This is a genomic window from Rhizobium sp. J15 (assembly GCF_002531825.1).
Classification (GTDB): Bacteria; Pseudomonadota; Alphaproteobacteria; order Rhizobiales; family Rhizobiaceae; genus Rhizobium.
The window spans coordinates 1-21,293 of record NZ_NWSX01000011.1 but is presented as its reverse complement, the minus strand read 5'-3'; the positions used below and the strand labels follow the sequence as shown (position 1 = coordinate 21,293).

The 21,293-nt window shown below is 63.3% G+C and carries 17 protein-coding genes and 1 pseudogene; 1 reads left to right on the top strand and 17 read right to left on the bottom strand.

Annotation, left to right across the window (positions count from 1 at the left end):
• Nucleotides 1–12: 12 nt before the first annotated feature.
• Nucleotides 13–1,182, top strand: coding sequence for a M20 aminoacylase family protein (locus CO670_RS12190; RefSeq protein WP_097590481.1), 1,170 nt, complete (start codon nucleotides 13–15; stop codon nucleotides 1,180–1,182).
• 121 nt (nucleotides 1,183–1,303) lie between these two features.
• Here the strand turns inward: CO670_RS12190 and CO670_RS12185 are convergent, their stop codons facing one another.
• From CO670_RS12185 to CO670_RS12105, 17 genes and pseudogenes are all read right to left on the bottom strand, one after another.
• A complete protein-coding gene (locus CO670_RS12185; protein WP_097590480.1) occupies nucleotides 1,304–3,091 on the bottom strand; it encodes an adenine deaminase in 1,788 nt (595 codons plus the stop codon).
• Complete coding sequence (locus CO670_RS12180) at nucleotides 3,088–4,008, bottom strand: nucleoside hydrolase (protein WP_097590479.1); 921 nt, start codon at nucleotides 4,006–4,008, stop codon at nucleotides 3,088–3,090. Before CO670_RS12180 ends, CO670_RS12185 begins: the two co-directional genes overlap by 4 nt.
• Before the next feature lie 4 nt (nucleotides 4,009–4,012).
• On the bottom strand, nucleotides 4,013–5,038 hold the full coding sequence (locus CO670_RS12175; protein WP_097590478.1) for an ABC transporter ATP-binding protein: 1,026 nt from the start codon (nucleotides 5,036–5,038) through the stop codon (nucleotides 4,013–4,015).
• Complete coding sequence (locus CO670_RS12170) at nucleotides 5,031–5,810, bottom strand: ABC transporter permease (protein WP_097590477.1); 780 nt, start codon at nucleotides 5,808–5,810, stop codon at nucleotides 5,031–5,033. The genes CO670_RS12175 and CO670_RS12170 overlap by 8 nt, the downstream gene beginning before the upstream one ends.
• Complete coding sequence (locus CO670_RS12165; RefSeq protein WP_097590476.1) at nucleotides 5,807–6,634, bottom strand: ABC transporter permease; 828 nt, start codon at nucleotides 6,632–6,634, stop codon at nucleotides 5,807–5,809. Before CO670_RS12165 ends, CO670_RS12170 begins: the two co-directional genes overlap by 4 nt.
• A 65-nt stretch (nucleotides 6,635–6,699) precedes the next feature.
• Entirely contained in the window at nucleotides 6,700–7,722 is a 1,023-nt protein-coding gene (locus CO670_RS12160) for an ABC transporter substrate-binding protein (RefSeq protein WP_097590475.1), read from the bottom strand.
• A gap of 1 nt (nucleotide 7,723) precedes the next feature.
• Nucleotides 7,724–8,768: pseudogene (locus tag CO670_RS12155) on the bottom strand (LacI family DNA-binding transcriptional regulator).
• A gap of 163 nt (nucleotides 8,769–8,931) precedes the next feature.
• On the bottom strand, nucleotides 8,932–10,368 hold the full coding sequence (locus CO670_RS12150; protein ID WP_097590474.1) for an efflux transporter outer membrane subunit: 1,437 nt from the start codon (nucleotides 10,366–10,368) through the stop codon (nucleotides 8,932–8,934).
• Nucleotides 10,369–10,519: 151 nt separating this feature from the next.
• Nucleotides 10,520–13,630, bottom strand: coding sequence for an efflux RND transporter permease subunit (locus tag CO670_RS12145; RefSeq protein ID WP_097590473.1), 3,111 nt, complete (start codon nucleotides 13,628–13,630; stop codon nucleotides 10,520–10,522).
• A gap of 48 nt (nucleotides 13,631–13,678) precedes the next feature.
• The gene (locus CO670_RS12140) at nucleotides 13,679–14,890 is read right to left on the bottom strand and encodes an efflux RND transporter periplasmic adaptor subunit (RefSeq protein ID WP_097590472.1); all 1,212 of its coding nucleotides are present in this window, start codon (nucleotides 14,888–14,890) and stop codon (nucleotides 13,679–13,681) included.
• A 158-nt stretch (nucleotides 14,891–15,048) separates the two neighbouring features.
• Nucleotides 15,049–15,651 carry a TetR family transcriptional regulator gene (locus CO670_RS12135; RefSeq protein ID WP_097590471.1) on the bottom strand — a complete coding sequence of 201 codons (603 nt, stop codon included), beginning with the start codon at nucleotides 15,649–15,651 and terminating at the stop codon, nucleotides 15,049–15,051.
• 110 nt (nucleotides 15,652–15,761) lie between these two features.
• Complete coding sequence (locus tag CO670_RS12130) at nucleotides 15,762–16,706, bottom strand: phosphoribosylaminoimidazolesuccinocarboxamide synthase (RefSeq protein ID WP_097590470.1); 945 nt, start codon at nucleotides 16,704–16,706, stop codon at nucleotides 15,762–15,764.
• A gap of 85 nt (nucleotides 16,707–16,791) precedes the next feature.
• Entirely contained in the window at nucleotides 16,792–18,534 is a 1,743-nt protein-coding gene (locus tag CO670_RS12125) for an SLC13 family permease (RefSeq protein ID WP_097590469.1), read from the bottom strand.
• Nucleotides 18,535–18,627: 93 nt separating this feature from the next.
• Nucleotides 18,628–19,314: a phosphoribosyltransferase gene (locus CO670_RS12120; RefSeq protein ID WP_097590584.1), complete on the bottom strand. Its 687-nt coding sequence runs from the start codon at nucleotides 19,312–19,314 to the stop codon at nucleotides 18,628–18,630.
• A gap of 14 nt (nucleotides 19,315–19,328) precedes the next feature.
• Nucleotides 19,329–20,135: a pseudouridine synthase gene (locus tag CO670_RS12115; protein ID WP_097590468.1), complete on the bottom strand. Its 807-nt coding sequence runs from the start codon at nucleotides 20,133–20,135 to the stop codon at nucleotides 19,329–19,331.
• Between the two features lie 156 nt (nucleotides 20,136–20,291).
• Nucleotides 20,292–20,498: a hypothetical protein gene (locus CO670_RS12110; protein ID WP_088678037.1), complete on the bottom strand. Its 207-nt coding sequence runs from the start codon at nucleotides 20,496–20,498 to the stop codon at nucleotides 20,292–20,294.
• 139 nt (nucleotides 20,499–20,637) lie between these two features.
• Nucleotides 20,638–20,976, bottom strand: coding sequence for a hypothetical protein (locus CO670_RS12105; protein ID WP_097590467.1), 339 nt, complete (start codon nucleotides 20,974–20,976; stop codon nucleotides 20,638–20,640).
• Between the last annotated feature and the right edge of the window lie 317 nt (nucleotides 20,977–21,293).

The window sequence follows — 21,293 nt, the reverse complement described above, 5'->3', positions numbered from 1 at the left end:
GAGCATTGCCCGATGAGCATTCCCGCCCGGATCAAGGACGATCTGCCGTTCCTCACCGCCTTGCGCCGCGATCTGCACGCCCATCCCGAACTCGGTTTCGAGGAGGAGCGCACCGCCGGCATCGTCGCGAGCCTTCTCGAGGAGGTTGGTATAACGGTGCATCGCGGGCTTGCCGGCACCGGCGTGGTCGGCACGCTGCAGATCGGCAATGGCACACGCAGGATCGGGCTCAGAGCCGATATGGATGCGCTCGCCATGCCTGAAATGGCGGAGCGGCCCTATAAATCGACAGTGCCGGGCAAGATGCATGCCTGCGGCCATGACGGGCATACGGCAATGCTGCTCGGCGCGGCGCGGCATCTGGCAGCGACGCGGAATTTTTCCGGTACGGTGCATTTCATCTTCCAGCCGGCGGAAGAGGGGCGCGGCGGGGCAAAGCGCATGGCGGAGGAGGGGCTCTTCCGGCTTTTCCCCTGCGACGCGGTTTATGGCCTGCACAATATGCCGGGGCTTGCGGTCGACGAGATCGCCGTGGTCGCGGGCCCACAGCTCGCCTCTTCCGACAGCTGGCGCATCACCTTTCGCGGGGTCGGCACCCACGGCGCCAAGCCGCATCTTGGCCGTGATCCGATCACGGCAGCCGGCACCTTCCTGTCATCTTTGCAAACGATCGTCGGCCGCGTGGTCGATCCGCTGCAGCCGGCCGTCGTCAGCGCCTGCTTCCTGCAGGCCGGCGATGCGAAGGCGCTGAACGTCATACCCGATACGGTCGAGATCGGCGGGACGGCGCGGGCCTATTCGCCCGAGGTGCGCGACCAGCTGGAGGCCGAGATCGGCAGGCTGGCGAGCGGAACGGCCGCGATGTACGGCATTTCTGCCGACTATCATTTCCAGCGGCGCATTCCGCCGGTCGTCAATGACGCGGACGCGACCGCCCGGGCGCTTGCCGCCGCCGGCACGGTCTTCGGGGAGAAGGTGCGGACGAGTTTTCCGCCATCGACGGCAGGCGACGACTTCGCCTTCTTCGCGCGGAATGCGCCGGGCTGTTATGTCTGGCTCGGCAATGGGCCGGCGATGGATGGGGCGCTGCACCACAACACGGCTTACGATTTCAATGATGAGGCGCTCGGATATGGGGCGGCCTATTGGGCGGCGTTGGTGGAGCGGGAGTTGAAGGGTTAGCTGGCGTTTGCGGCCCCCTCATCCGCCCTACGGGCACCTTCTCCCCGCTGGGGAGAAGGGGATTCGAGACCTCGCAGCACGTCTCTTCTCGCCTGCACGAACATCGCAATTTCACCAAGCCCTAAAAAACCTCCAGCACCGGGCTTTCCAGCACCTTTCCCGTCACCACATCGGCAATCCCCCTGTCCGTCTGGTGCGGGCCGGCATTGCAGGCGAGCGTTGCGCCGAAGCAGGCCTTGAAGACGCGGTAGGGCGGTTTCCAGTCGACGATGCCGTCCATGGCCTTGCGGATCTCGGCGAAGGCTGAGGCGGTGTCTTGCAGTGAGGCGTCGGTTACCAGGCCGGAGAGCGGCAGCGGCAGGATCGCTTCGATCCGGCCGTCTTTGGCGACCGCCATGCCGCCGCCGGCCGATATGACGGCGTTGGCGGCGAGCGCCATGTCGCGGGCATTGCCGCCGAAGACGGTGAGGTTGTGGCTGTCGTGCGAGACGGTCGTGCAGAAGGCGCCGCGCCATTCGCCCCAGCCGGTGAGGAAGCCGATGCGTGGGGTACCATCGGCCTTGCCGTGGCGGTGGGCGACGGCGATCATGGCGCTGCCGGCCGGCGGCACGACGAAGCCGCCCCGGACTTCCGTTTCGGCCTCACCCCATCGGGTGAAACGCGGGCGGTCGATGGTGGCGACGCGGACGCGCTCACCCTCCGCAGGGACGCGGAAATCATTCTCGGTCAGCGTCGGCAGCTTCACGGAATGGGCGAGGGGCGCGGTATCGAGCGGCTGAACGGCCGCTTCCATGCCGCCGTTGCGGGCGACGATGCGGCCGCCTGAGATGACCAGCCGCGCCCGGAATTCCTTGAGGTCTTCGAAGAGTGCGAGATCGGCGCGGCGACCGGCGGCGACAAGGCCGAGATCGGAACGCTTCAGCCGCTGTGCGGCGTTGAAGGTCGCGGCGCGGATCGCCCATTCCGGCTTCATGCCGTAGCGCACCAGCCGGCGGGCGACATCATCGAGGCCGCCGCTTTCGTGGAGTTCATCGGGAAAAACATCGTCGGTGCAGAGCGTGACGGTGGGCGGCAGGTGACCAAGACCGTTTAGCACCTCGACGAATTCCTGAAGCAGATGGTCGTGCGAGCCGCGCAGCTCGATCGTCAGGCCGGCGGCGAGCTTGGCGGCGAAATCGGCGCCGGAGGTGAGTTCGTGGTCGGAGGTGACGCCGGCCGTCATGAAGGCATTGAGATCGGCGCCCTCAAGGCCGCGGGCATGGCCGCAGACGAGCTTGCCGGAGGCAAGGCCGGCATTGACGATGGCGCTCATGCGGGGATCGCCGTCGATGACGCCGCGCATGTTCATGACTTCGGCAACGCCGCCGACGGACGAAGAGCGCAGCATCTCGGCGATGACGGCGGCATCGAAATCGGCGCCGGCAAGTTCCAGGCCCGGTGCGGACGGCACGCAGGAGGGAGCAAGCAGGATCATGCGCAGCGGCAGGGCGCGCGCGGCCTCGATCGCCCAGCGTACGCCGTCGAGGCCATGGACATTGCCGAATTCATGCGGATCCCAGACGACCGTGGTGACGCCGCGCGGCAGCACGGCGCTCGCATATTCTGCGGGCGTCACCATCGAGCTTTCGACATGCATGTGTGTGTCGATCAGCCCCGGCGTCACGATGCTGCCTGCCGCATCGATGATCTCGACGGCATCCGTGCGGCTTGCCGGCGCATGGACGCTGGCGATCAGCGCGCCGACGAGGCCGATATCGGCCTCTCGGATCAGGCCCGTCACCGCATCGAGCAGCCGTCCGCCGGTGATGAGCATATCGAAGGGAGCATCTCCGCGAGCGGCTGCGACGGCGCGGGCTCGCAGGGCTGGATCGTTGAGATCGGAAGGTTCCTGGTGAGGATTGGTGTTCATTTGCGGGCCTCGTTGACCAGGGCGGTGACAACGATGGCGCGCGCCCTATCGGCATCGATGTCGGCAGCGAACTCCGCATTGAAGGCCGCATGCGTGGCGCGGGTCTCGACGACGGTGCGGCCTCGGGTGAGGGCGCCCTGAAGTTCGACGTCGATGCGCGCGGGGCGGAAGCTGACGACGGCTGGATCGATGAAGGCGACGGCGGCCGAGGGATCGTAGATCGCCATTCCAGGGCGGCCGCGGCTGGTGCCGATATTGACATAACCGGCGAACATATCGGCGATCAGTTCGGCATTGGCGCCGCCGGCATTGCGCACCGGCTCAACATCCTCGGGTCTTGCCAGCACCTTGCGGCAGAGGTCGAGATCGACCATCCGCAGCGGCAGGCCATGGGCGATGACGATCGCAAGCGATTCGGGATCGGCAAGCGCATTGAACTCGGCGGAGGCGGTGTGATTGCCCGATGTGACGCCGCCGCCCATCCAGACGAGTTCCCTGACGCGGGCGGCAAGATCGGGGCGGGCCAGCGCTACGGCGGCAATATTGGTGAGGGGTCCGAGGGCCAGGATGCGGTGTGGCCCGTTGCCTTCGAGCCAGCGGCAGAGCGCGATGAAGGCATCGCTTTCAACAAGGGTGGCCGCCTTCGGCAGGTTCTTGCCGATGGTTGGAATGCCGCTTTCGCCGAGGATCGCCTGGGCGGTTTCGAGCTTGCCGAGAACGGGCATGGCGCGGCCCGTATGAATGGGAAATCTCCAGCCGAAAGCGCTGGCGGCGCCGGCGGCGTTCAGCCTCACCTGCGGCAGCGGCGCATTGCCGAAAACCAGGGAGACGCCGTCGATCACATATTCCGACTGCGCCACCACCAGAATGGCGGCGATATCGTCGAAGCCCATATCCGTGTCGATCCACACACCCATGATGTCACCCGAAGCGCTTGAGGTTGGCCGCGCCGGCAATCGGCAGGTCGAAGGCGAGGGTGCTACCGATCTCGTGCGGCGGCAGGCCTGCGTCGATCTCGGCCTTGATCGCCCCAAGCGGCGTATCGAGGAGATATTCGCGGCTGTTGCCGGCAAAAGAAGTGCCGCGCACCGTTCCCTGGAAGGAGCCTGAGCCGAGGACCACCGTGCGCGGACGCCAGGCAAGGCCCGCCGCGGCTTGCGGCGGCGGAGCGGAAAGTGCGACCGGGCCGTTCGGCGTCGCAAGCTTCCCGTCTTTAAGTGCAAAGACGTTCTCGAAGCCGACGAAATCGGCGACGAAGGCGGAGACCGGATTGTTGTAGATCTCTTCCGGCGTGCCGATCTGTTCGATGCCGCCGTTCAGCATCACGACGATGCGGTCGGCGAGCGCCAGGGCCTCCACCTGGTCATGGGTGACGAAGATCATGGTGACGCCGGTCTCCTTCTGCACGCGCTGCAGTTCGGCGCGCATTTCCAGGCGAAGACGGGCATCGAGATTGGAGAGCGGCTCGTCGAGCAGCAGCACCTTCGGCTCCATCACCATCGAGCGGGCGAGCGCGACGCGTTGCTGCTGGCCGCCGGAGAGCTCGGCGGGCTTGCGGCCGGCGAAAGCGGTGAGGCCGACGGATTTCAGGCCGGCGCCGACGCGGGCATCGAGATCCGCGCCCGAGATGCCCTTGAGGCGCAAGCCGAAGGCGACGTTCTCGTAGACCGTCAGATGCGGGAACAAAGCGTAGGATTGGAAGACGAGACCGACGGCACGCTTGTTGGCGGAAACGCGGGTGATATCGGCGCCGTCGAGGCGGATACGGCCGGAGGCGGGCGTCAGCAGACCGGCAATGGCGCGCATCGTTGTCGTCTTGCCGCAGCCGGACGGCCCGAGAAGGGCGACGAGCTCGCCTTTGCCGATCGCAAGATCGAGATCCCTCACCGCGACCGTATCGCCGTAGCTCAGCGTCAGCTTGTCGAGTTGAAGATAGGCATCAGACATAACGCGAAAATCCCAGGAAGCGTTCGGCGAGGAAGACGATGCCGATCGAGAGGAAAGCGAGAAGGGCGGAGAGCGCCGCGATGGAGGGGTCGTAAGTGGTTTCCATATAACCCAGCATGTCGATCGGCAGCGTCCGCACGCCGGGGCCGGAAAGGAAGAGCGAGACCGGCACCTGGTTGAAGCTGGTGACAAAGCCGAGGATGAAGGCGGCCAGGATGCCGCCGCGGATATTCGGCATTACCACGCGGAAGAAAGCGCCGAGCCTGGAGGAGCCGAGCAGGACGGCCGCTTCCTCGATATCGGCCCGCAGATTGTCGAGGCTCGCTGAGACGACGCGCACGGCATAGGGCAGCACGAGGGCCGCGTGGGCGAAGAAGAGCGCGAGCGTGATGTTGAAGCCGAAGGGCACGACGAGATAACGCAGCAATGCCAGGCCGACGATAATGCCGGGAACGATGATCGGCAGCGAGACGATGGTGCGCACGGTTTCGGCCCCAGGCAGCCGGTAACGCGACAGGGCGTAGGCGGCGGGGATGCCAAGGACGAGGGCTGCGAGCGTTCCGAAGACGGCAAGGAACATCGACATGGCGAAACTGTCGCGGAAACTTTCGATGGTGAAGACCTTCATCACCCAGCGCAGCGACAGGCCCTGCGGCGGGAAGGCCAGCGTATCGCCTGCCGAGAGCGAAGCGGCGATGATGATCAGGAACGGGCCAATCAGGAAGACCAGCAAGAGGAAGAGCACGATGGGCGAAAACAGACGGGCGGTCATCGGCGGCTCCTCGCCGTCGCCAGGCGTTTCAGCAGGATATTGGCGGCAAAGCTCATGACGATCAGGATGAAGGCGATGACGCTCGCCGAGACGAAATCATTGGCGACGGAGACCTGCTGGTACATCAGCGTTTCGAGCATCAGCACCTTGGAGCCGCCGAGAATGGCGGGGGTGATGTAGGCGGTGAGCGAGCCGGTGAAAACGAGCGTGCCGCCGATGACGAGCCCTTCGCGGGTCAGCGGCAGGACGACCTTCCAAAATACCTGAAACCAGTTGGCGCCGAGCACGCGGGCGGCGGGAATCGCATCCCTCGGCATGTTTTCAAGGGCGCTGATCAGCGACAGGATCATCAGCGGCAGGAAGAGCTGCAAGAGACCGATGAAGACGGCGGTTTCGGTGAAGAGCAGACGCAGCGGTTCGGCACTGAAACCCAGGCCCGTGATCGCCTGGTTGACGATGCCGGTGCGACCGAGAATGACGATCCAGGCATAGGTGCGCGCCACCGGCGAGATCATCAGCGGCAGGGTGACGAGGCCGATCATGCGCCCTTTGCCCTTCGGAGGCAGGTTGACGATGGCGAAGGCTGCGGCGTAGCCGATGACGGCCGAGACGGCGGTGACTTCGAGGCCGAGCCGGAAGGAGCGCAGAAAAACGGTGCGGTTCAGCGTCTCGGAAAAGAAGCCGGCATAGGCCGACAGCGTCCAGGCGCCGCCGGTGCGGAAGCCTTCCGACAGCAGGATTGCGACAGGCAGCAGGAAGACCAGGGTCGCGAAAACGGCGGCCGGCAGCGCAAGCGCCAGGGCTTCTGCACGGTTCTGGAACATGAGGCGCCTTTCCGGGAGAGGAGGGCGGCCCCGACGAGAAGGCCGGGACCGGTTTCACAAGCGGCTTATTGACCGACCTTGTCGTTCCAGGTCTTCAGCCAGCCGGCCCGATTGTCGAGGGCGATGGCGGACGGGATCAGCTTGAGGCTCTTGGCCGTCTCCTCGCCATAGGTGAGGTTGTTGGCGGCGGCTTCGGAAAGCTTGACCTCGCTGTTGGCGGGGCTGTCGATCAGCTTTTCGGCGAGCTTGGTCTGGGTTTCGGTCGAGAGCCAGAAGTCAATGAACTGCATGGCGAGATCCTGGTTCTTCGAACCTTTGGTCAGCACCAGCACGTTCATGCCGCCGGTCTGACCCTCTTTCGGGGTTGCCCAGGCAACGGGCACGTCGAGCTTGGTGAAGCCCGCCCAGGAGAAGCGGCCGATCGGAGCCGCCCAGATCTCCTCCTGCTGCATGAGCTGCACGAGCTGGGAGGATTTTTCGTAGAAGGTGACGACGTCGTCCTTCTTCTCGCCCAAGGCCTCGATCGGGCTCTTCAGATCGGGCGTATCCTTGTCGAGCGCCAGCCCCAGCATATAGAGCGCCGGCGGGCCCTGGTTGGTGGTGACATTGGGGAAGGCGACATGGCCGACATATTCCGGCTTCAGGAGATCGGCCCAGGATTCGATCTTCATCTTGTCGGAACGATAGGCGATCGAGGTGGCGTAGAATGTATAGCCGACGCTCATGCCGTCGCCGTTCGGATCTTTGGCGACGTCGTAAAGCTTGGTGAAATTGGAAAGCTTGGCGGTATCGATCTTGTCGATCAGGCCGGCGCGCGAGGCGGCCAGCGCGTCGGCCATCGAAACGGCGGCGAGATCGACGGCGGGATTGGCCTTGTTGGCTTCCATCTTGGCCAGGCGCTCGACGCTGTTGCCTGTTTCCACCACCAGCTTGCAGCCGCATTGAGCCTCGAAGGGATCGTAGACCAGCGTCTTGAAATCGTCCTGCGCGAAGGCATAGACGGATATGGTCAGCGTCCGTTCGGCGGCGGCCGCGCCAAGCGGGGACAGCGCCACAAGCGCGACTGAAGCAATAAGAGCTTTCTTCATCTTACATGTTCTCCATCTCTGAGGTTTTTGGTGCCGGGTTCACGAGGCCCGGATGATTGGCGGACGATCAGCTGCATCGGGACGCGTTCGATCTCCGCGGTAACGAGCACGCCTTCCCGGGCGCGGCTTTTTCTTATGGTATCCGCCAGGGCCGATACGGCGATCGCGGCAATCCTGTCCATGTCCATCCTGACCGTCGTCAGCGACGGGGTGACGACGGGCGACCAGATGAGATCGTCGAAACCGGTGACGCTGACATCGGCGGGAACGCTGATGCCGGCCTGCTGCAGCTCCGTCAGCGCGCGCAGCGCCTGCAGATCGGAGAGGGCCGCGAAGGCGGTGAAACCCTGCTTCGCTCTTTCGGCGAGGCCGGGCGGACAGCCGCTGCCGCCATCCCGCTCCAGCCTGTCGATCCACAGGGTTTCAGCCTGCATGCCGGGGCGCAGGCCGGCGCGGATGCCGTTGGCGCGGTCGTTCTGGACGCTGGATTCCTGGTTGTTGCCGATGATGAGGATGCGCTCATGGCCGAGATCGGCCAGATGAAGAGCGATTTCGCGCCCGCCCTGCCAATGATCGGCGGAAACGGTGTTGCCCGGCGTCGAAGGGGTGTCGATGACGGCGACCGGACAGGCGGCGGACGAAATGCGGGTGGCGCGGCGGGGAATGACGACCATGCCATCGACGCCACGTTCGACCAGACGGTTGATCGCCTCGGCCTGGGCGGCGGCATCGCCGCGGGAATCCGCGATCAGCACGCCATAGCCTGCGGCAGAAGCTGCGAATTCGATCGCCTGCGCGATCTTCGGAAACAGAGGATTGGCGATATCGGGCAGCACCAGGCCGAGAACGCCGCTGCGGCCGGTCCTGAGCGCCCGGCCGGCCTGGCTCGGGACATAACCGAGTTCGGCGGCATGTTCGCGAATTCTTTCGACCAGCTGGCCGGAAACCCGGCCTTTGCCGGAAAGCGCGTTGGAGACCGTGGCAATGGAGACGCCGAGCGAGGTCGCTATCCTGCTGAGGTTCGGTCCCGGGCGCGATGAAGCCATGATTCAGGCCGCTCTGATTAATCGTTTAATCAGGCTTATATCAGCGAATGCCGCTTGTCGAATCCAAATTCCCCTTCTGCGCAATTATCCTATGCGAAGCCGCATGAAAAAAGCCCCGCGAGACGATCGCGGGGCTTGGTATTTTCCAGAAAGGCAATGCCGATCAGCTCTTGGCCTTTGCCGGCGCAGGCTTCACCGGCGCGGTGGTCTTGCCGCCGGGAGCATAGCCGCCGCCGACTGCGATGTTCAGCGAGACATAATCCTTGGCCATCTGCTGGACGGCCTGGGCAAGGCTCGCCTGGGCGAGCGAAACCTGGCGCTGCGCGTCGAGAACGTCGAGCAGCGAGGAGGCGCCGTCCTTATAGGATGCCGTGGAAAGTTCGAGCGTTTCCTGCGTGGTCTTCACCTGGGCCTGAAGGGCGGCAACCGTCTGGGCGTCACGCCGGACCGCGGCGAGCGCGTTCTCGACCTGCTCGACAGCGGTCAGCACCGTCGACTTCCAGTTGAGGTAGGCGGTGGCAGCATTGGACTGTGCCGACTTGACGTTGGCGCGCAGACGGCCGCCGTCGAAGATCGGCAGGTTGAGGGTCGGACCGAAGGACCACGGGGTCAGGTCGCCATGAATGCCGCGCTGGTTGATGTAGGAGGGCGAGATCGAGCCGCTGAGCGAGATGCTCGGGTAAAGCTGCGCTTCGGCAACGCCGATATTGGCCGTCGCTGCGGCGAGATCGCGTTCCGCGACACGAATGTCCGGGCGGTTGCGGATCAGGTCTGCCGGGATGCCGGAGTTGATGCCGCCGCGGAATACGGGCTGGCCACGGCCCTTCAGCAATTCATCGACGAGAGCCGAGGCCGGCAGGCCGAGCAGCGTGGCGATGTGATGGGCCGAGATGCGGATGTTGGTTTCGAGGCCGGGGATTTCGGCAAGCGTCGACTGGACGAGGCCTTCGGCCTGGACGACGTCGAGGCGCGAGGCGGCGCCGGCTTCAAGCTGGAACTTGGTGAGTTCGTAGGTTTCCTGACGAGACTTCAGGTTGGCCCTCGAAAGCGCCAGGCGCTGTTGATAGTAGCGAACGTCGATATAGCTCGAGACGAGATCCTGCACGAGGGTCAGCTTGGCGACATCGGCAGATGCATAGGCCGAATCGAGCGAAGCGAGCGCGCTCTCGGTGCTGCGCTTGTAGAGGCCGAAGAGATCGAGCAGCCAGCTCAGCTGGACGTCGCCGGCACTGGTGTTGCGCGTGTCGAACTGCGTGCGCAGTTCGCCCCTCTGGCCGCTGACCGTGTGCGAGCCGCCGACCGTCAGATTCGGCAGGCCGCCGGCACCGGCGGTGGTGACGTTGGCGGAGGCCGCATTGATGCGTTCGATCGCCTGCTGGACGCTCAGGTTCTGGTCGAGGCCGGCCTGGACATAGCCATTCAGTTTGGGATCGTTGAAGGCGGTCCACCAGGCTGCGGTAGCAACGTCACCTACACTCTTCGTCCCGCCTTCTCCGAATTTGGCGGGCAGCGGCATTTCAGGAGGAGCATGATCCGGGCCTACGACACAGCCCGACAGTAATAACAATAATGCCGGTGTGGCAAAACGAAGAGATACCATTCATTTCTTCCTGTACTCGAGCAAGTCAATTCTTGTCCGAAGCTTCATGCTTCACTATCGGCCGCCGCGCCTCGTTCTACCAATAACACACACTCCGAAGCAGTCGGGCGCAATGTAGCAATCGGAACAGCATTATCACAGTGCATTTATATCACACCGCTGCCGCATTTTTGCCGCGTGTGGCAAAGATGCGTCGGATGACGACGAAAAAGGACGGCACGAAGAAAATTCCGAGCATCGTCGCGGCCAGCATGCCGCCGAGAACGCCGATGCCGATGGCGTTCTGCGCCGCCGAGCCCGCGCCTGTCGCGATCGCCAGCGGCACGACGCCGAGAATGAAGGCGAGCGAGGTCATGATGATCGGCCGCAGGCGGAGCCTCGCCGCTTCCAGCGTCGCTTCGTACAGTCCCAGCCCGCTTTCCATACGGTCCTTGGCAAATTCGACGATCAGAATCGCGTTCTTCGCCGCGAGCCCGATGGTGGTGAGCAGGCCGACCTTGAAATAGACGTCGTTCGCCTGGCCGAAGAGCGTTGCCGCCGCCAGCGCGCCGAGAATGCCGACCGGCACCGCCATGATCACCGAGAAGGGGATCGACCAGCTTTCGTAGAGCGCGGCCAGGCAGAGAAAGACGACGAGAACGGAAATCGCATAGAGCATCGGCGCTTGCGAGCCGGAAAGGCGCTCCTGATAGGAGATGCCCTGCCAGGCGACCGTGTAGCCGCCGCCGAGCTGTTCGGTCAGTGCTTCCATTTCGTTCATCGCGTCGCCGGAGGACACGCCGGGAGCCGAAGCGCCGTCGAGCGGGATGGCGCCGACGGCGTTGAAACGGGCAAGCGAGGGTGCGCCCTTGACCCATTCGGTTTTGGTAAAGGCGGAGAAGGGCACCATTTCGCCGGAATTGTTGCGGGCATACCAGTGGTTCAGATCGTCCGGCTGCATGCGGAAAGGCGCGTCGCCCTGGACATAGACCGGCTTGATCTCGCCGTTCAGCGTGAAGTCGTTGACGTCGCGGCCGGTGAAGATGATCGACAGCATCGAATTGACCGAGGCGATGTCGACGCCCATGGCGCCGATCTTTTCCTGATCGAGCACGATGCGCATCTGCGGCTCGACTTCCTTGTTGCTGCTGCGCAGCGCCACGACCTTGCCCGATGCGTTGCCCATTTGGATGAGCCGCTTGGAGGCGGCCGTCAGTGCATCGTTGCCATGGCCGCCGGCATCGACGAGATACATGGAAAAGCCGCTCGACACGCCGAGGCCCTGGATCGCCGGCGGCAGAAGCGCGAAGACCTGCGCCTCGCGTATCGCAAAGAAGCTGCGTAGCGCGCGGTTGACGACCGACTGCGCGCTGAGGTTCGGATCGGTGCGCTCAGAGAAATCCTTGAGTTTGGTGAAGACGATGGCGCTGTTCTGGCCGGAGCCGCCGAAGCCAAAGCCCAGCGCGCCGAAGACGGATTCGACGGCATCCTTCTCGTTCTCGCGATAGTAGTTTTCGACCTTCTCGACGACCGCCTGGGTCTGCTGCGTGGTCGAGCCCGGCGGCGTGGTGACGATGGTCAGCAGCACGCCCTGGTCTTCCTGCGGCAGGAACGAGCTTGGAAGGCGGTTGAAGAGATAGGCGCAGCCGGCGCCGATGAGAAGGAAGACCAGCATGACGCGGATCGGCCGCTTGAGGAGATAGCCGATGGTCCTGACATAGCTATTGGTCGAGCGCGTGAAGTTGCGGTTGAACCAGTCGCCGACGCGGTGCTTCCGGTGTTCGCTGACCGGCTTCAGCATGGTGGCGCAGAGCGCCGGCGTCAGCACGATGGCGACGAGCGCCGACAGCAGCATGGCCGAGACGATGGTGATCGAGAACTGGCGATAGATGATGCCGGTCGAACCGCCGAAGAAGGCCATCGGAATGAAGACGGCGGTCAGCACGAGGGCGATCCCGACGATGGCGCCGGTGATCTCGCCCATCGATTTTTCCGTCGCCTCGAGCGGCGAAAGCTTCTCTTCGGACATGATGCGCTCGACGTTTTCGACGACCACGATCGCATCGTCGACGAGAAGGCCGATCGCCAGAACCATGGCGAACATGGTCAGCGTATTGATGGAATAACCGGTCGCCGCCAGCACCCCGAATGTGCCGAGCAACACCACGGGAACGGCAATCGTCGGGATCAGCGTTGCGCGGAGATTCTGCAGGAAGACGAGCAGCACCACGAAGACGAGGACGATCGCCTCGATCAGCGTATGCACGACCTTTTCGATCGACAGTTCCACGAAGGGCGTGGTGTCGTAGGGATAGGTGATCTTCACACCTTCCGGCAGGGTGCGGCCGATGACATCGAGTGCCGAGCGCACGCGGGCGGCGGTATCGATGGCGTTGGCGCCGATCGCCAGATTGACGGCGAAACCGGTCGATGCCTGTCCATTGTAACGCGAACCGCCGCCGTAGCTTTCCTGGCCGATCTCGATGCGCGAGACGTCGCTGAGGCGCACGGTCGCGCCGTCCTTTTCGACTTTCAGAATGATGTGCTCGAAATCGGCGACGGTGGTCAGCTGGCTTTGCGCGGTGATGGTGACGTTGAGCTGCTGGCCGGGGATCGTCGGCTGGGCGCCGAGCGAGCCGACCGAGACCTGGGTATTCTGCGCCTGGATCGCCGATGTGACATCGCTCGGCGTCAGCTGATATTTCAACAGCTTGAAGGGATCGATCCAGATGCGCATGGCGTATCCCGAACCGAAGACGTTGATGCTGCCGACGCCTTCGAGACGCTGGATCTGATCCTCGATGGAGGTCGACATGATATTGCCGAGATCGACCGAATTGCGCTTGCCGTCGGTCGAAACGAGCGAGCCGACGAGAAGGATGCTCGAGGTCGAGCGCGTCACGCTGATGCCGGCATCGATGACATCACCGGGAAGCTGCGACTGGACGAGCTGCAGCTTGTTCTGCACCTGCACCTGGGCGATATCGGGATCGATGCTGGTTCCGAAGGTGAGCTGGACGCTGGCCGACCCGGTCGACGACGTCGACGTCATGTAGGTGAGGTCGTCGAGGCCGGTCATGCCGTCCTCGATGATCGTCGTCACCGATTTCTCGACGGTCTCGGCGCTGGCGCCGCGATAGGTGGCGTTGATGCGGACCGTCGTCGGGGCGATGTCGGGATATTGCGAGATCGACAGGGTGTAGATCGCCAGCAGGCCGGCGAGCATGATGGCGATCGCAATGACCCAGGCGAAAATCGGACGTCGGATGAAAAACTTGGCCATCGGTTGTTCCTGTGCGGCTGAGACGGTGACGATGCGGGTCCGAAGCGATTACTTCGCTGCGGGCTTCCCAGCGTCACCGGCCGCGGGCTGCTCGGCAGGCACGACCACGCCGTTGTCATTGATCTTCATCGGGACCGGCGTTACCGGCATGCCTGCGGTCACCGACTGCAGACCGGTGACGATCAGCTGATCGCCGTCCTTGATGCCTTCGGTCACCAGCCAGGAATTGTTGGAGGGCGAGCTGTTCTCGAAGGCGCGGGTTTCGACCTTGCCGTCGGCGGAGATGAACTGCGCCGTCAGCCGGCCGTTGGCGTCACGGCTCGTCGCCAGCTGCGGCAGCGCGTAACCGTTCTCGGCGCCGAGCTCGACGGTGGCACGGACATACATGCCGGGCAGGACGATGCGATCGGGATTGGGGAAGAGCACGCGGATGATGAAGGTGCCTGTGGTCTCACTGACCACCTGCTTCGACATATCGAGCTTGCCCTGCTGGTTATATTCCTTGCCGTTTTCGAGGATCAGGTGGAAAGCGACGTTCTCCGCGCCCTTGATGTCGCCGGCCGCCATGGCATCGCGCAGCCGCAGCAGGTTGGTGCTCGATTCCGTCAGCGAGATATAGATCGGGTCGAGCTGGCGGATCGTCGTCAGCGCCGTCGTCTGGTTGGCGGAGACGACGTTGCCGACATTGTAGGCCGTCTGGTCGATGACGCCGTCGAAGGGCGCGACGATCTTCGTATGGTCGAGATCAATCTGCGCGGCGGAAAGGGCGGCCTTTGCCGACTCGACTTCGGCCTTCGCCTGGAGAAGCGTCGTCCTGGCCGTCTCGTATTCGATCTGCGTGGCGCCGCTGCCGACGAGGCGCTGGTAGCGTTCGAGGTTGCTTTCAGCGCTCGGCACGCTCGCCTCGGCCTTGGCGATTGCCGCCTTGGCCTGCTCGACGGCGGCGATATAGGGCGCATCCTCGATCTGATAGAGAAGATCGCCCTTCTTGATCTCGCCACCTTCCCGGAAGGCGATCTCGCGGATGATGCCGCTTACCTGCGGCCGGATGTCGGCGGTCTGGAAGGCTTCGGCGCGGCCGGGAAGGATCGTGGTAACGGGAAAACTGGCCTTCTTCAGCGCGACCACGCCGACGGGCGTTGCCTGCTGCGCCGCACCTGCGCCGGCACTGCCGGCGGGCTTGCCGGCGTTGTCGCTGCAGGCACCGAGCAAGGCGCCGGCCACCAGGGCCGCGGGGATGAGCAGGGCACGCCGTATCATTCTGAATTTCCTCATGCGGTGGCAATCGCCATTCGATCCACGGGCTCGGCCGGGCCGGGCGCAGGCTTATATAAGCGTCAGGATTGATCTGGCTTCAAACGCCATTACCCCGAGTCTAAGAAAAGCTTTACGAAGTGACGTAAGTCAGCAATCGTCACTTAGCAAGCGCTATTTTGCAGTGCGGCATCGACGAAGCCGACGATTTCCCCAGCGCGACGCACCAGCGTCTCCTTGTCGTCGCGGACGATGAGGATGGGGTGCAGCACTGAGGTAAGGACATCGGCGACGGTATGGGCCGCGCGCTCGGGGTCGCGGCAATGATAGCGTCCTTCCGCCATGCCTTTGCGGATGATCTCGCCGAGTTTTTCCTCGATCCGGGCGCGATAGCGATTACCGGCTTCGAGTTTGGCCTCGATGGTCGAAAGCACCATTTCGAAGATGTAGGGGCTCTTCTGTATATCCTGCAGATGGCCCTCGAGCAGGCGGAGCACGAAGCGGAGCAGCTGTTCTTTCGCCGGCATGTCCTCATCGAGAGGGACGAAACGTTCCGCGGCACTGTCGAGATGGCGGCCGGCGATGGCATCGACCAGCGCGACCTTGGAACGAAAATGCTTGAAGACATTGGCGGGCGACATGTTGAGCGCGCCGGCGATATCGGCGATCGACACAGCGACGTAGCCGCGCTCGCGAAACAGCATCTCCGCCATGCAGAGGATGTCCTGCCGCGTTTCCTCGGCCTTGCGCCTCGGCCTTCTCACCATCTGTTCCCCGCCGGGCCATGCCCGGTATCCCTTTTTTGCTTATGCTAGCGCGACTATACGAAAGCTGCCAAGCCGATGCTTTGCCTCGCGCCTTTCGTGTGTCGTCTTTTTCAAGGGAAATAGCGGGCGAGGTTGTTTCGGACACGGGCAAGCGGCGTCTCGCCGCTATCGTCGGGAACGAAGCCTTCGCCGGTGATCGACTCGTAGGCTTTGATGTAGACGGCCGAGGTCTGCTCGATCAGCTCGACGGGAATTTCTGGGATTTCATCCTTGTAGGGATCGCAACGCTCCGCCACCCAGGCGCGGACGAAATCCTTGTCGAAGCTTTCCGGCCGCTTTCCGGCGGCGAAACTTGCCGGATAGCTCTCGGCAAGCCAGTAGCGGCTGCTGTCCGGTGTGTGGATCTCGTCGGCGAGGATGATGTTGCCGTCGCCATCGGTGCCGAATTCATATTTGGTGTCGACGAGGATCAGGCCGCGCTTTGCCGCCATCTCCTGGCCGCGGGCAAAAAGGGCGAGCGCGTATGCCGACAAGGTTTCCCACTGCCGGCTTGTCAGCAGGCCGCGCGTGACGATTTCGTCCGGCGTCAGCGGCTCGTCGTGACCGCCATCGAATTCCTTGCTGGTCGGTGTGATGACGGGCTCCGGCAGGATCTGGTTGTCGCGCATGCCGTCCGGCAGGCGCATGCCGTACATTTCCCGCTCGCCCTTCTTATAGAGCGTCAGGATCGACGTGCCGGTGGTGCCGGCAAGATACCCGCGCACGACGATCTCGACCGGCAGGATGTCGAGCCGCTTGCCGATGACGACATTCGGATCGGGATAGTCGAGGACGTGGTTCGGGCAGATGTCCTTCGTCGCTTCGAACCAATAGCGCGCCGTCTGCGTCAGCACCTGGCCCTTATAGGGAATGCAGGTGAGGATGCGGTCGAAAGCGCTCAGCCGGTCGGTGCTGATGATGATGCGGCGTCCGTCCGGAAGGTCGTAATTCTCGCGCACCTTGCCGCGATAATAGTTCGGCAGTTCCGGGAAATGGGCTTCGGAGAGGATTCGCACGGCGCTCGACTGTCCTTATGTTTGGCTGACCGCTTCCTGCTCTAGTTTCATTGCCGGGGAAGTCAAGTCGAGCCCAACTATCGCATCACAGCCAGAACAGGGCCAGGAAAAACAGAGCAAGGCCATAACATGCGACGGTGAGCGGCCAGCCGGCGCGCAGGAAATCGCTGAAGCGGTAGCCGCCTATGCCCATCGCCAGCGTATTGTTGTGATGACCGAAAGGCGTGAGGAAATCGAGTGACGCACCGGCGGCCACCGCGATCAGATAGGCATCCGGCGTGTGCTGTCCGGCCTTTGCGAATTCGAGCGCGATCGGGGTGAGCACGATCGCGACCGTCGCGTTGTTGACGAAGGGCGTCAATGCCATGGCGAGGAAGAGGATGAGCGCAATGCCGGAGAAAGGATCGGCGATCGGGACGACGATGCTCAGCCAGCCGGCGATGGTTTCGGCCGCTCCGGTGGTGGCCATTGCCTGGCCGATCGGGATCATCGCCGCGAGCATGATGATGATCGGCCAGTTGAGATCGGCCATGGCCTGACGGATGTTCAGATGATTGAGCAGGGCGAGCACGAGCACGACGCAGGCAAAGGCGATATCGGGATGCAGGCCGGCCGCCGAGGCGGCGACGCCGCAGGCAAAGAGCGCAAAGGGCCGCCATGAGAGCGGGGCCGGTTCGACCGGCACTGTCTGAGCGAGCGGCAGGCACTCGCTTTCCTCCAGCGCTTCGGCGATCGCCGTGCGCGATCCTTCCAGCGTCAATATATCGCCGATCGAGAGCTGCAGATCGAGAAAGCGGCCCTCGATGCGCGGGGCGCGCATGGACAAAGCCGTGACCGCGACGCCGCGGCTGTGAAAGACTTCGAGCGAGCGGATGCGCGAGCCGACCAGCGTGCTTTCCGGCATGACGACGCTTTCGACGCGGGCGAAATCCGGCTGAAGGCCATCCGGATGGGCATCGGCCATCAGCGTCTGCGCGGTAGCGAGACCGGTAAAGGTGGTATCGCCGCCTTCGGCAAGCAGCACATCGCCGGCTTCGATCACCGATTGGTCGAGCGGACCGAACACGAAATTGTCGGCGCGGATCAGCGCGTGCGGCTTGATGCCGAAACGCGCCGAACAATCGGAAAGCCGTACGCCGATCAGCGGCGAGACATCGGGAACGCGACGCTCGACGACGATGCGGCGTGCAACCGAAGAGATCGCTGCCGGCGCTTTGTCAGGTTCCGGAAACAGACGCTGCACGCGAAAGGAAATAAGAAGAATGCCGGCGATCGCCACGGGCAGGCCGACATAGGCAAAATCGAAAAAGCGAAAGCCCGTTCCCGTTGCCTTGGCCAGCCCATCGCTGACGAGCAGATTGGCCGGCGTGCCGATCAGCGAGACCATGCCGCCGAGCAGCGCCGCAAAGGAGAGCGGCATGACGATCTGGCGACGGGGAATGGCGAGCGCCGTGCCGAGCCCAAGCGCCACCGGCAGGGTGATGGCAAAGGCGCCGATATTGTTCATGAAGATGGAAATGAAGCCGGCGAGCGAGGACGTGCCAGCTATGACCTTGAAGTTCGAGGGCTTTGCGGCCGCGAAGCGGGTAGCAAGGCTGTCGAACAGCCTGGCGCGTGCCAGCACCTGAACGATCAGCAGGATTTCGATGACGGTGATGACGACGGGGCTGGCGAAGCCGGTGAAGATCTGGTCGGCCGGATAAAGGCCAAGCGCATGACCGGCAAGCAGGCCGGCGATCGAGACGATCTCGATGCGGAAGCGATCGAGCGAAAAGAGAATGAGCATCGCCAGCAGAAGGATCAGCAGGGATGCTTGTTCGAACGACATGGGCGGATCCCGTGTGCATGTGTCAGCCGGACTGTGCTCGTCCCGTGCGCTATAAAGCGATGCCGGCCGGCAAGATTCAATCCCGAGATTTCGTTAGAGTCGTGCTGCCTGCCACCGGCCTGCGGCGTTCCGCTCCAACATCGGCGTTGCGAAGACGCCGGCAATGCGCGCTTCCCATTGCGGCCCGGCCGCCGCCAGCTTTTCGCGCCAGCGCTCCGACTGCAGCATCGCCGCGCCGATGGCGGCAGGTTCGATGCCGCAGGCCGCAAGCAGCTCAAGACCGGCGACGATCGAGGCGCCGCTGGAGATGACGTCATCGATCAGGGCGACGCGCCGTTCCGCAAGCAGCGGCAGCATGCGCGGATCGATATAGAGACGTTTCTGCTGCGTCGGCGTGGTGATCGAGGACAGGGCAACGGAGAGTTCGTCGCGGTACCAGAATTTGCGCGATGTGCCGAGCGGGACGTAGCGGCCATGCCCGAGCTTTTGCGCGACGGCGGCGGCCAGCGTCAGGCCGAGCGTCGGCAGGCCCGCAACGACATCGATCCGCATGGGCCTGATTTTTTCGGCGAGGCTCTCGGCAAGCGCATCGAGCACGGCAAAGCCCGCCTGGTTGACGATGAGCGAGGCGAGGGCATGATTGCCATCCGCGAGCGCCCGGATCGGCAGGCGAAGCTGGCGGCCGTCTTCCAACGCGGCGATATAGAAGGAGGTGAACTCCTCCTGCTCGGCAAATGTGCCGGGCGGGTGAAGTTCCTGCCAGAAGTCGTGCGGCGCCATATCGGTCGGATCGGTCAATTGCGCCTCGTCCTTTCGAGGCCGGCTTTCCGGCGCAGCCCCTGCAACTCCGCTTCGGTCAGCGCTCGCACGGCGCCTTTCGGCAATTCGCCGAGTTCGAGCCCGCCGATCGCGACGCGGACGAGCCGCAGACATTCGGTATCGAGCGCCTCCAGCATGCGGCGGATCTGGCGGTTGCGGCCTTCGTCGAGCTCCACCTCGATCCATGAATTTTTGTCGCCCTGGCGCAGGCGCCGCGCGGCGGTCGCCGTCAGCAGCTCGCCCTCGTGGCGGATGCCTGACGTCATGGCAGCGATCGCCTCGTCGTCCATGAGGCGATCGATCTGGACATGATAGGTTTTCGTTACATGCGTGACCGGATCGAGCAGGATCTGGGCGAATTCCGTGTCGTTGGTGAAAAGCAGCAGGCCTTCGCTCGCCTTGTCGAGCCGTCCGACGGGGGAGAGATGCGGAATGTCGAAATCCTTGAGGCAATCATAGACCGTCGGCCGGCCTTCGGGATCGTCGCGGGTGGTGACGAGCCCGCGCGGCTTGTTGAGCATCAGATAGATTTTCGCCTCGGCGGCGACGAGGCGGCCGTCGACCGTTATCCTTGCCGTGGAAAGATCGACCCAGGCGGAGGCATCGCTGACCCTGCGGCCATCGACTGCAACGCGGTTTTCGGCAATCAGCCGTTCGGCCTGCGTGCGGGAACAATAACCGAGCTTGGAAAGGGCGCGGGGGAGGGTGACCCGCTTGGCTGCGGCGTCGGCGGCCGGCTTTGTCCGCTCGCGTGTCTTATGCGGTGGACGCCGCTCCCTCATCTGCCATCCTTGTGCTGCTTCCGAATGCCTTCTCTTGGCATGAACAGCGCAAGGATGCCAGCAAGGCGATTAAAAACCCAGGGATAAGCGGGCGTCGCAAAAGAACATCAGTGCTTTGGGGCAAAGCGCCGTCAGGCATGAAAGATGGTGCTATCTTCAGCGGCAGGCCATGAAGCCGGCCAGTTCCTTGCGGCTGACAACGATACCGGCTGCGGCCTTGGCCGGATCCGGGTGTGTGTAGGATAGGCTTGGCATTTCCGGCAGTTCGAGTGCCTGACGCATATTCATGATACCGACCGCGTAACGGCCATTGGCGCCGTCGACGCTGACTTCAATGATGCAATTGGCCCTCTTGTTTTCCATTGTCGTCCTCCCTTTAGTTTTTTATGTTCCCACCACTGCCATTAAAAATTGGTTTTTCTGAGACATAAGCATTTACGCACCCTACCGAAAAATAGATCGGCGGGTGCGTAAAAAGGCTGATTTGCAGCGGATTGGCGTTTTAGCGCCACCAATGGCGGGGCTGCGGCTGCGAACTGCCGGCAAGCAGATAGCCGGCGAGGAAGCCAAGAGCCCCTGCCAGCACCAATGCGGTGGTGGTTGCGGCCGCATGCTCACGGGCGGCCCCGGCGGCCGCGGCTCCTTCGGCGCGGATCTGGGCCACGGCGTTTTTAGCGCGGGGAAGGGCGTCTTCATAGACTTTGCCGGCGCGGCCGCGCACCTCGTAATAGGCTTCGGCGCCCTGCGCGGAAATCATCTTCTGCAAGCGCGAGACTTCCTGTTGGAGTGCGGCGATGTCCTTGCTTACGGATGTTCTGATATCATCGGTATTGGCAGCCATGTCGGTCTCCTTTCTTAATGGGAAAGACAACACCTCAGACGGCGATAGGTTCCGAAATGGCAGCCGTTGATTTGTGACGGAAATTTAAAGGGTGCCGGGCGGAGGCATCTTCATCCCCCGTTAACCATAAATCCCCTCAAGGCGCTGTTTTTTCGTCATCTTTCGGCGGTGGACGATGGGCTTCCAGCGGATTTTTGACCGGCTGATAAAAGAATTTTCGCCGATCCAGCCCGAAAAGGCAGCCTGTGGACAATGGCGACCGGCAAAAACATGTTCCGAATCAACCTGTTACAAAATTGTCAAAAAACTTTTGTGAT